The sequence below is a fragment of the Thermoleptolyngbya sichuanensis A183 genome (assembly GCF_013177315.1).
Classification (GTDB): Bacteria; Cyanobacteriota; Cyanobacteriia; order Elainellales; family Elainellaceae; genus Thermoleptolyngbya; species Thermoleptolyngbya sichuanensis.
Genome location: NZ_CP053661.1, coordinates 2,048,739 through 2,059,552 on the forward strand (window position 1 = coordinate 2,048,739; position 10,814 = coordinate 2,059,552).

Sequence of the window (10,814 nt, forward strand, 5' to 3'; positions counted from 1 at the left end):
TAAACCTATCCCTGTGAGGGGAGGATAGATGTCCGCAACATATAGAGAATGACCGCAGCTTTATAGGTCAGGAAGCCTAAAAAAATAGGCATAATTTGAAGCTGATTCCAGCGAGAAGCAATCAGAATCAAACCCACCAAGAGAACGAGACGAGTGTTTCCAATTCGTCCCTTTTCTCGGCCTAGCTGCTCAACGTTTCTAGCCAACATTCTCAAGTAAACCACACCTGTGCACGCTCCAATCAGGTAATTGAGAGCAATATTCAGAGAGTAGACTGCCCACACAGAACTAAAAATGACCGCAGCCATGACAAGCGTTGTTAGCAGCAGATGGTTCTGAAGCTTGTAGTATTCCTGCATGGATGCATCGGGCTGGGCTGACAGGGCGGCAGAGGAGTCGCTGCTCTCTGGAGCAGCAGGATCAGCCGGAGCGTTCGTATTGGTTTCGGGTGGGAGATCTGGCGTGGTCACGATTGAGAACCGAGTCCAGATAGGTCTTTTGGAGTCATCAGTGCATCATTGCCAACGCAGTGATGAACCGTCTCTAATCATATCATCGCAGGGTAACAATACTTAATGACGGTGATTCAAAATCATTCAATTCCTACGGACTTTCTAAACAGGATTCTTTGAAAAGAATTTAGAAGGCTTTTGCAACTGAGATTCTGGGGTGCAGCCTGGGGTCTAAGTTGCTGGGGTTAGCAGCAGCAGTTGTTGGCGCTGGAGGTTGCGAACGCTGTCTAGGGGCAACGGCTGGTCTTGCAGGATTTGGGCGATCGCCCTTCCGTCATTCTTCTCACAAGCCTTGAGAAAGCCCCACTCGGCCTCGCTGAGGTTGATGATCTGGTAGTCGTAGTTAAACACGCAGCGACTATCCCAGCCGTCGATGCAGGGGCTGAGGGTGGGAATGGCGCTGAGCAGGCTGGCATCCGATGACCAGTTGTAACGCTCTAGCGGCGGCCGACCCAAAAAGAACTCGTAGTGGGTGATGGTGTCGGGATCGAGCAGTTCGATCAGGCGGTAACGCTGGCGATCGCCCAGACCTTCGGCCCGCTGCATCAACTCCGGCGACTTGCCCAGCAGTCGCTCCAGATCCCACACGCGAGGGTTTGAGAAGCCCAAGAATTCCAGCCCCGATGCATCAATGAGTTCAAACAAGGTGTCGATGTTGTAGTCGATTTCCTGCGGATGCACGTACATATCGGCAAAGCACTCGTCTTTTTGGTTTTCCAGCGACCAGCGCTCCTGTTCGCGCCGCACTAGGCGGTTGTTTTTGGGCAGGCTGGCAAAGATGGCCCGCCCTAGCTGCACGCCGTCGGTATAGTCGCCCCGGCGATCTTGCTGAAGGAGGGCGATCGCCTGCTGCATCAGCTTAATTTCCCAGCGTCCCAATTCCCCATAGACAAAGATATGCATTATGCCACCCGGAGCCAGCTTTTTCGCCAACGCCTGAATCCCGCGAATCGGGTCAGGCAGGTGGTGCAGCACGCCGACGCAGTTAATCAGGTCAAACTCACCCGGTAGCTGATCCGCATCGTACAAACTCAGGTGGTGAAAGGTAGCGCGATCGGCCCCAGATCGCCGACACCGCTCCTGCGCCACCGACAGCGCCCCCGCGCTCAGGTCAATCCCCGTCACCTGCGCTTGCGGATTCAGATGCACCAGATATTCCGTCCCCACGCCCGTTCCACAGCCTGCATCCAAAATCCGAATATCCTGCCGTGCGGGTCTGCGTCCGGTGCAAAAGCTGTAGGCTGCTAGCCAGTTCCAGCGCCAGTTATAACCCGGTGGCGGTTCATCCAGCAGCGGCTCTGGGGGAAACGGATAGGTGTCATATAGCCGCGCAACCGCCGCGCTCACAGCCTGAGAATCGGACATAGAAGAGGAATTGGATAGGAAGGGCAATCCGAATTATAGGGGGTTGGGGGTGTGGGAGGGTGGGAATCGTTTGAACCCGCAGACTGGGGGATGAGGCGAATTGGGTTACCGCTTGCCTCTTAAGATACAAGGAGAGAGCGCGGCGCGAGGGACGGGAGCCAGGTCTTGATTGTCTTCTCTACGCGATGTGCAACTTTCAATCTGCCCTCATTCCCCAATCGCTTCTCCTGACTTGGGAGAAGAGGCGCAAGAGCGGCTTGACCTTCTTCTGTTCAAGCCTTTTTCTGCCTCGCTTTCTTAAGTAAACCAATACCCCCAATCCCTCTAAACCTGTGTCCAAAGCCCGCTCACTTGCCGGAATCGCTGGAATTGTTGCCATTGCTACGCTGCTGAGCAAGGTGTTTGGCTTGTTTCGCCAGCAGGCGATCGCCGCCGCTTTTGGCACGGGCCCCGTGTTTGGCGCGTTCAACTTTGCCTATGTAATTCCGGGCTTTTTGCTGATTTTGCTGGGCGGGATCAACGGGCCCTTTCACAGTGCGATTGTCAGCGTCTTGTCGAAGCGCAAGCAAGAAGAAGTCGCGCCGATTGTGGAAGGAATCACGACGCTGGTGGTCAGCATTTTGCTGCTGGTGACGGTGGGCTTGATTGCGTTTGCAGAGCCAATGATGAGCCTGGTGGCTCCGGGTCTGTTTCTCTCGGCGGCCGATGCGGCGCGGGAGGGGATGTCGCCGGAAACCTATGCCACGCTCCAGCAGACGCGAGACATTGCCATTCAGCAGTTCAAGATTATGGCTCCGATGGCGGTGCTGGCGGGGCTGGTGGGCATCGGCTTTGGCGCGTTGAATGCGGCCAATCAATACTGGCTGCCGTCCATCAGCCCGCTGTTTAGCAGCGTCACGGTGCTGCTGGGGTTGGGGGGACTGGCGTGGTATCTGGGCGATCGCATCACCGATCCGCAATACGCCATGCTGGGCGGCGCGGTGCTGGCCTGGTCTACCCTAGCGGGGGCGCTGCTGCAATGGCTGGTGCAGCTACCCGCCCAGTGGAAATCCGGCTTGGGCACGCTGCGACCCCGGTTCAACTTCAACGATCCCGCCGTGCGCGAGGTGATCCACGTCATGGGCCCGGCGACGTTTTCTTCAGGCATGATGCAGATTAACGTATGGACGGATTTGTTTTTCGCGTCCTTTATTCCCAACGCGGCGGCGGCTGTTTCGGCAATGGGCTATGCAGGGCTGCTGGCGCTGACCCCGCTGGGCATTTTGTCAAACGTCATCCTGGTGCCGCTGCTGCCTGTGTTTTCTCGCCTCACCGCACCGCAAGACTGGCCCGACCTCAAGCTCCGCATCCGTCAAGGACTGATCACCACGGCTCTGACCATGCTGCCCATCAGCGCCCTGATGATCGTGTTGGCTGTCCCCATTTCGCGGGTGGTCTACGAGCGCTATGCCTTCCGCCCCGAAGACTCGCTGCTCACCGCTACCGTGCTGATGGCCTATTCCGTCGGCATGTTTGTGTATCTGGGGCGCGACGTGCTGGTGCGCGTGTTTTATGCCCTGGAAGACAGCCTCACGCCGTTCCGCATTAGCATTGCCAATATCTTCCTAAATGCGCTGCTGGACTTTTTGCTGGTGCGTCCCTACGGCGCGGTGGGGCTGGTGCTGGCGACTGTCGGCGTGAACCTGATTTCGATGCTGATTATGCTGGCTATTTTGCACCGTCGCCTGCAAGGGCTGCCGCTGCGTCAGTGGGGCGGACTGACGGCGCTGCTGGCCCTGGGCAGCGGGCTGGCAGGCGGGGTAGCGTGGGCGGTGCTTCAGGGCTGCGAGGAATGGCTCGGCAACCAGGGCTTTGGCGTGCTGCTAGTGAATCTGTGTCTTGCAGGCGGCGTAGGGCTGCTGGTATTTGGGTGGTTTGCCACGCGGCTACGGCTGCCGGAGGTGGATGCGTTTGTGAGTCGGTTAAGCCAGCGATTTTTGAGGCGATAATTTGAGGCGATAATTTGACGCAATTGTTTGAGGCGATAAAATGACCTCCGGCCCTTCCCCCGACACCCGCTACCCGATCCCCGGCCAGACCCGGCTGGCGTTTCTGAAAAATATCGTCAAAAATCCCAACATTATCGTCGGCGACTACACCTACTACGACGACTTTGAGACACCGGAGAACTTTGAGCGCAATGTGCTGTATCACTTCGACTTTGAGGGCGATCGCCTCATCATCGGCAAGTTTTGCTCCATCGCCTCGGATGTCAAATTCATTATGAACGGCGGCAACCACCGCACCGACTGGTTCACCAACTATCCCTTTCCCGTGTTTGGCAACGGCTGGGAACACGCCATGCCCGATTCCTGGCCCAACAAAGGCGACACCATCATCGGCAACGACGTGTGGATCGGCTACGGCGCGATGCTGATGCCGGGAGTGCAGGTGGGCGACGGAGCCATTATCGCCACGGGTGCGGTCGTCACGCGCAACGTGGAACCCTACGCCATCGTTGGCGGCAACCCCGCAGCCCTGATTCGCAAGCGCTTTGACGACGCAGTGATCCAGGAACTCCTGCAAATCCGCTGGTGGGACTGGGACATCCAGAAAATTACCCGCCACCTGCCTGCTATCTGCGGCGGCGACTTGGCCATGCTGCGACAAGCCGCACAGGAGGGCTAATAGGAAGGACGGTCTGATGAGTGGGAAAGTCGTAGAGTGTGGGATTCTAGACGGCAGCCGCTGGAGAAAGGATTAGGATAGTCAGAAGGCTTTTGGAAGCGTCGTTTCTGCTCTCCCTCTCCCACCCCACCCATGCTCTCTCCCCAACTGCTACAGCACTATCGCCAACTAAGCCAACAGCCGCTGACGGTGGTGGATGTGGAGACAACAGGCGGACTGGCGTTTAAGCATCGCATGACAGAACTATCGGTGCTGCACGCCAGCCTGAAGGAAGGAGTGCAGCGGCAGCAGTCTACGCTGCTGAATCCGGAAGCGCTGATTCCTGCTAAGATTGTGCGGATTACAGGCATTACGCCAGAAATGGTGGCAACGGCTCCCACAGCAGCCGAAGCGCTGACCGACTTTTTGCCACTGCTGCAAACGGGTGTGCTGACGGCCCACAATCTGGAATTTGACTACGGCTTTTTGCAGGCGGAATATCGACGGCTGGGCGTGGAGTTTATGCGCCCTGAGCGAATGCAGCTTTGCACCGTAGAGCTATCGCGGCTGATGCTGCCCGATCTGCCCTCGCGCAGTCTGCCCAAACTAGTGCAGCATTTTCAATTTCCCATCGATACGTCGCACCGGGCAGCGGCGGATACCCTGGCCTGCTGGCTGCTAGCCGAACGATTGCTGACAGAACTCTGCAATGAAGAGGATACGGTGCTGCTGGCCCGGTTTGCGCGTCAGGTGATGCCCTTGAAATATGCGGCGCAACTGCTGGGGCAGCGGCAAAAGAAAGCCGCCAAACTGCTGATGTCTTTGGGCATTGAGGGAAAATTGGTGGCGCGGGGCCGCAGCAGCACGCTGCTTTATCGTCGGGGCGACGTAGAGCGGGCGGTGGGAGAACTGGCGCAGGCGGCAGCGCTAGAGGCGGCTAACCCGGCTCAGCTTTCGCTGCTGGGAGAGTAGGCGATGATTCGCTATGTGGCGATGCGGCTGCTGGGGCTAGGGCTGACGCTGCTGGCGATTAGCCTGGTCATTTTCACCATTTTGGCGGTGGCTCCGGGCGATCCGATGTCGGAATTTGCCAGCAATCCGGCCATCACCGCAGAGGTACGGGAAAACATCCGGCGATCGCTCGGCCTCGACCAACCCCTGCCCGTCCGCTACGTGAAATGGCTAGGGGCACTGCTGCGCGGCGACCTGGGCTATTCCTTCACCAGCCGTAGCCCCGTCAGCGGGCTAATTTTGCAGCGGCTGCCGACGACCCTGTGGATCGCGGGATTGTCGTATCTCATTTCCGTGGCGATCGCCCTGCCGCTGGGGGTCTTCTCTGCCCTGCGGCGCGGTTCCGTCGCCGATCAGGTCTTAACTTCGGCGGTGCTAATGGGCTTTTCGCTGCCCACCTTTGTCACCAGCCTGCTGATGATTATCGTGTTCAGCGTGCAGCGGCGGTGGCTGCCCTTTATCTACGACAGCACGCTGGTCGTGCGGGATTGGAACAGCTTCCTGCTGCAACTGAAGCAATCGCTGATGCCAGTCGCGACCCTGGTATTGTTTCAAACGGCGGTGCTGATGCGGTTTGTGCGGGCCGCCCTGCTCGACGAACTGCCGCAGCACTACATCCGCACGGCCCACGCCAAAGGTCTATCCAAACGGCGCATTGTTTTAGCCCACGCCCTGCGAAATGCGCTGATCCCTGTAGTGACGCTGGTGGCGCTGGATTTGCCTAGCCTGTTTACCGGATCGCTGGTGGTAGAACAGGTCTTTCGGGTTCCGGGCATGGGGGCGCTGCTAGTGGAGTCGATTTCCCGCAGCGATACGCCCGTGGTGATGGCGATCGCCTTTATTTTCTCCGTCCTGGTGGTGCTGCTAAACCTGGTTGCAGATTTGCTATACGGCTGGCTTGATCCGCGAGTGCAGGGGTGACGGAGCGTTGGAGAAGATATTCTAGTGGGGGAACGAGGGGATGGGGGATTCACGGACTCCGGTACACCTCATGCCGCGTTAACGGTTCAGTGTGAAAATTTCAGTGTGAAAAGTTCTTTGAGGCGATCGCCATGAGCAAAATTGAGCCACCCGGCAATCCTGATGGATGGGGCGATCCCAGCCCAATCGTGCTAGTCATCCTGCTAATGCTGTTTTTTGGATCGTGGATTGGCAGTACGATCAACCGCCCAACGACCCTGGAGGAATGTCGGCAAATCTTGCAGCAGCCCTAAGTTTGGTCGCTTCCAGTGGTCGCTTCCAGTGGTCGCTTCTAGTGGTCACTTCAAGTGACCGCTTCCAGTGGCCGCTCCAAGCGCCGCAGGCAGCAGTCAGGCGGTTTCGAGCCAGTCATAAATGCGGTCAAGCTGTTCCAGCGTCACCAGGCCGTATTGCCACAGGATCATCGGCAGCGGGCCCGGGTCATGCTCCAGGTGTTTCTGGGCGATCGCAATCGACGCATCTGGCACCGATAGCTCTTCGCGCAAGAACTTGATTAGCCTTGCATAGGTCAGCGGGGTCATCGTGGGTTCACCTCCTTGGGGTTGTTTGGGTTTGTTTACAGATTTGTGGTTTTTTGTGGTTTGTAGATTTGCAGATTTGCGGTTTGCAGATTTGTGGCTTGCGGATTTGAAGAATTCGTTGATTTAACGAGAATGGTAGGTCGGGTAGAGGACTGAATCAATGCAGATCCCGGCAATCTTCCCTTCGTCTTTTCACCTGCCCAGCCCTGCCACAGCCATCAGCCTGCCAGCTTACTACTGTTATCAGCACTCGCCGACGGGATTACGATCCGCTGCAAAGGCTTTAGCTTTTCTTCATCAAACCGGGCGCATCCCAGTTCTACAAGTTTGCCCTCATCCCCCATCCCCCTCTCCCTCTTGGGGAAAAGGGGGGCCGGATTTGGAAGTCCCTCTCCCGCTTTAGGAGAGGGATTTAGGGTGAGGGTTACAAAAGTGGGATACACCCATCAAACCTCTTGAATCCGACGCGATGAAATCAGCCCTTGGATCTAGTCGGCTCGATGCTTGCAGCTCGAAGCTTGCGGCTCGATGCTTGCAGGTTGAGTGACTCAGATGAAATTTGGAGTCGGTAGGTTCCCCAGGGGGTTTTGCGTAAAACTTTGGTGCATAAAACCTGATTTGCGTAAAACCTTTGTCTGTAAGAGGGTGTTTGAAAAGGTATCGCCTGTAATGTTAAGCACTCAGAGATCCCCCCGCCCCCCCTTAAAAAGGGGGGAAACCGCCTTAAAGTCCCCCTTTTTAAGGGGGATTTAGGGGGATCTTGCACGCTTTGCTACAAACAGTAGGACTTTTCAAACATCCTCTACAACCTTTTTGAGGCAAACCTCAATCGAGCCACCCAAGCCAAACGCCCCCGGTTGTGCCGTGTTGCTCAAAAAGAGTGCAGGATTTACCAGGATACTCCAAACTTTGGCGGGCGATCGCCCAGTTACCCAAAAATCAGGAGAAATTCATCTCGTACTGAATTAAAAACCCCCATCCCACGATTCACCGTCCGCAAGAGTACGATAGTTTGATGCCCTGGCTGGCGGATGAAGCAGCCGCGTCCGTAGTTCCACGGAGGTAGGTGGTTAGGCTCAATCCAGGCTCAATCCAGGCTCGATCCGCACGCTGCAACCCTTTACAAAACACCTGCATGGCAATCGTCTACAGCATCCATCCTGAAACTCCCCAAAAGCGCAAGGTCGATCAGGTCTGTGATGCGCTTCAGGACGGGGCTGTGCTGCTCTATCCCACCGATACAGTCTACGCAATCGGCTGCGACCTCAACTCCAAATCGGCCATCGAGCGCGTCCGCAAAATCAAGCAGCTTTCGAGCGACAAACCCTTAACCTTTCTTTGCTCGTCCCTGTCGAACATCGCCAGCTACGCCTACGTCAGCGATGCGGCCTATCGGCTGATCAAGCGGCTGATTCCCGGCCCCTACACCTTTTTGCTGCCCGCCACCAAGCTTGTGCCTCGGCTGGTGATGGACCCCAAGCGCAAGACAACGGGCATCCGCGTCCCCGATCACACGGTCTGTCAGGCAGTGCTGACGACGCTGGGCAACCCGATTATTTCTACCTCTGCAACCACAGCGTTTGATTCGCAATCGCGCACGTCCCCCGGTCACATTTCTAAACCTGAACTGTTCGACCGCTTTGATAAGCTGGTGGATCTCATCATCGACGACGATTCTCGCGTGGGATATCAGGTGTCTACCATGCTGGATCTAACAGGGGAGGAACCTATTCTCTTGCGAAAGGGTCTAGGAGTAGAGGCGGTTGCCGGGCTGGTGGGAGAACCAGAATCGGAATAGCCCCCCGCCTGAGCCACGCTCGCTTGGGCCCCTTGCCATAGGTCTGAGAGTCGCGCCGCCCCCTTTGCAGCGCAGGCGCTTTCGGAAAGCCCGCTTTTTGCAAAGACCCCGACCCCGATCACACGCCCGATTCATTCGCCCGATTCATTTGCCCGATCAGGACTAAACCAAAATTTAGCCACCCGGTCAACTGGCACCCCCTTTTCTTCGATTCCCTCAGGGACAGCTACCCGCCCGTCGTCTGCCCGATTCGTCTGGAGTTCCTGCAAAATTCAGCGGTTTGGTGAACACGGGTGAACCCCGCTCTGGGTCTTGCCCCAAGAGACCAGCATAAAAAGTGACATAGCCCCATCCGGACGAAGCCGTACTCCCTCCGGGGGAGCGTGTAGACCTGATTATGACTGCTGAGTTGGGTGGAATAAAGCGGCCAAAACTGGCTTGCAGTGTTCTCCGCGCCCTCCAGCAGTTGCTCTACCAACCCGTGCATCACCAACACCGTCATGAATCTCGAACCCGCCAACTTCCCCACTTGTGCTACGCCTGCGTCTACGGCTTCTGGTTTTCATGCTCCGGTCGCCTCTGCCGACTTCAATCAACCCAGTCCCCACGATACGCACACTGCGTCACCGTCTGCGGCATTTTCGCCAGATCGTTCGGAAGCGACGGATTCTGTGGATTCTTTGTTTGCGGCTGGGCTGGATTCCGCTCCGATGCTGGATTCCGTCGATCTGATGGCGGAGGTGGATACAGAATCGTTGGCGATCGCCCCCGCCCATTCCCCCGCCCATTCCCCCGCCCATTCCCTCGCCTCGACAGACGCAGACGACGCAGCCCTCCCACCCGCCCAGCCGCCCGAAATTCAGAACCTCCAGCTTGTGGAGCGGCTGTTGCACGAATTGGAATCCGCACTGGACAAGCGGCCCACCAGCGCCGACGCGGTGATCCGGCGGATCGTGGCCGAGGTCGAGCGGATCTGCTCCAAGAGCGATCGCATCCAGTCTTCAGGACAGGTCGAAACCTGGCAGTGGACGCTGGCCCAACACCGCCTGCAAAAGTGCCTCACCTACTATCGGCTGGGGTCGCGGCGCGGTCGTGTGGAACTGCATAGCCACCTCAGCGCCATCGTCTATCGCCACATCACGCGCAGCCGCGCCCAGCTTGGCTTCCAGGCCCGCTACGAGATGATCGAAGACTTCATGCAAATCTTCTACATCGAAGTGCTAAAGGCCTTCCGCAAAGAGAACTTTTTGCCCGAAGACTATAGCCCCCAGACCCGGCTAGAACTGGCGGAATACATGGCCTTTATGGAGCAATATGCCAAGCGCCGCATCAACCTGCCCGGCCGCCGAAACCAGCAGCTAATCGTGCTGCGGGCCCAGGGGTTTGCCCGTCGCCAGCCCGCCGAAACCTCTGTGGACCTGGATCTGGCAGTAGAATCGGCGCGGGGCGACGAAGCCGACATCCACAGCCGATCGCCCGTGGTGCAGCAGGTGCGAGAACAGATGGTGTCCGAAGCGCTCGACCCATCAGATTCCGTCCTGCGCGATCGCGTCGTGGCAGAACTGGTGCAATACCTAGAATCCCAAAAGCAGCAGGACTGCATCGACTACCTCATCCTAAAAATGCAGGATCTCACCGCCCCCGAAATCGACGAAATCCTGGGCCTGTCGCCCCGCCAGCGAGACTATTTGCAGCAGCGGTTTAAGTATCACGTCGAAAAGTTCTCGCGCTCTCACCGCTGGCAACTCGTCCACCAGTGGCTCGGTGCCGATCTGGATCAAAACCTGGGAATGCCCCAGCACCAGTGGGAGGCGTTTCAGGCCCAGCTCACCGCCGACCAGCGCCAGCTCTTGCGGCTAAAAATGCAGCGGGAATCCGACCCGGCCATCGCCCAGTCCCTCCGCTGCACGCCCAAGCAGGTGCAAAAGCGCTGGGTGCAGGTGCTAGAGGCCGCGTGGCAGTTTCGGAATCAGTGAGAGC

General features: G+C 57.5%; 10 protein-coding genes. 7 read left to right on the forward strand and 3 right to left on the reverse strand.

Translation table 11 applies throughout. From position 1 onward, the window contains the following. Window positions 1-5: 5 nt before the first annotated feature. Window positions 6-470 (reverse strand): ATP synthase subunit I, encoded by a 465-nt coding sequence (locus HPC62_RS08610; RefSeq protein ID WP_228721733.1) that lies wholly within the window; start codon window positions 468-470, stop codon window positions 6-8. Between the two features lie 213 nt (window positions 471-683). After that, window positions 684-1,877: a class I SAM-dependent methyltransferase gene (locus HPC62_RS08615; RefSeq protein WP_172354855.1), complete on the reverse strand. Its 1,194-nt coding sequence runs from the start codon at window positions 1,875-1,877 to the stop codon at window positions 684-686. A 332-nt stretch (window positions 1,878-2,209) separates the two neighbouring features. Here HPC62_RS08615 and murJ point away from each other — a divergent pair, with 332 nt between their 5' ends. The 5 genes from murJ (at window position 2,210) to HPC62_RS08640 (ending at window position 6,748) form a co-directional block, all read left to right on the forward strand. Next, window positions 2,210-3,865 (forward strand): murein biosynthesis integral membrane protein MurJ, encoded by a 1,656-nt coding sequence (gene murJ / locus HPC62_RS08620; RefSeq protein ID WP_172354857.1) that lies wholly within the window; start codon window positions 2,210-2,212, stop codon window positions 3,863-3,865. Window positions 3,866-3,905: 40 nt separating this feature from the next. Further along, entirely contained in the window at window positions 3,906-4,544 is a 639-nt protein-coding gene (locus HPC62_RS08625) for a CatB-related O-acetyltransferase (RefSeq protein ID WP_172354859.1), read from the forward strand. Between the two features lie 132 nt (window positions 4,545-4,676). Further along, on the forward strand, window positions 4,677-5,495 hold the full coding sequence (locus HPC62_RS08630; protein WP_172354861.1) for a 3'-5' exonuclease: 819 nt from the start codon (window positions 4,677-4,679) through the stop codon (window positions 5,493-5,495). A 3-nt stretch (window positions 5,496-5,498) separates the two neighbouring features. Continuing rightward, window positions 5,499-6,455 carry an ABC transporter permease gene (locus HPC62_RS08635; protein WP_172354863.1) on the forward strand — a complete coding sequence of 319 codons (957 nt, stop codon included), beginning with the start codon at window positions 5,499-5,501 and terminating at the stop codon, window positions 6,453-6,455. A 131-nt stretch (window positions 6,456-6,586) separates the two neighbouring features. Beyond that, on the forward strand, window positions 6,587-6,748 hold the full coding sequence (locus HPC62_RS08640; RefSeq protein WP_172354865.1) for a hypothetical protein: 162 nt from the start codon (window positions 6,587-6,589) through the stop codon (window positions 6,746-6,748). 96 nt (window positions 6,749-6,844) lie between these two features. On the opposite strand, the gene HPC62_RS08645 is transcribed toward HPC62_RS08640, so the two are convergent. Further along, window positions 6,845-7,036: a DUF2949 domain-containing protein gene (locus HPC62_RS08645; protein ID WP_068516276.1), complete on the reverse strand. Its 192-nt coding sequence runs from the start codon at window positions 7,034-7,036 to the stop codon at window positions 6,845-6,847. A gap of 1,135 nt (window positions 7,037-8,171) precedes the next feature. On the opposite strand from HPC62_RS08645, the gene HPC62_RS08650 reads away from it, so the two are divergent. Continuing rightward, window positions 8,172-8,834 (forward strand): L-threonylcarbamoyladenylate synthase, encoded by a 663-nt coding sequence (locus HPC62_RS08650; RefSeq protein WP_172354867.1) that lies wholly within the window; start codon window positions 8,172-8,174, stop codon window positions 8,832-8,834. A 500-nt stretch (window positions 8,835-9,334) separates the two neighbouring features. Beyond that, window positions 9,335-10,810, forward strand: a complete 1,476-nt coding sequence (locus HPC62_RS08655; protein ID WP_225906759.1) for a HetZ-related protein — start codon at window positions 9,335-9,337, stop codon at window positions 10,808-10,810. Window positions 10,811-10,814 lie beyond the last annotated feature (4 nt).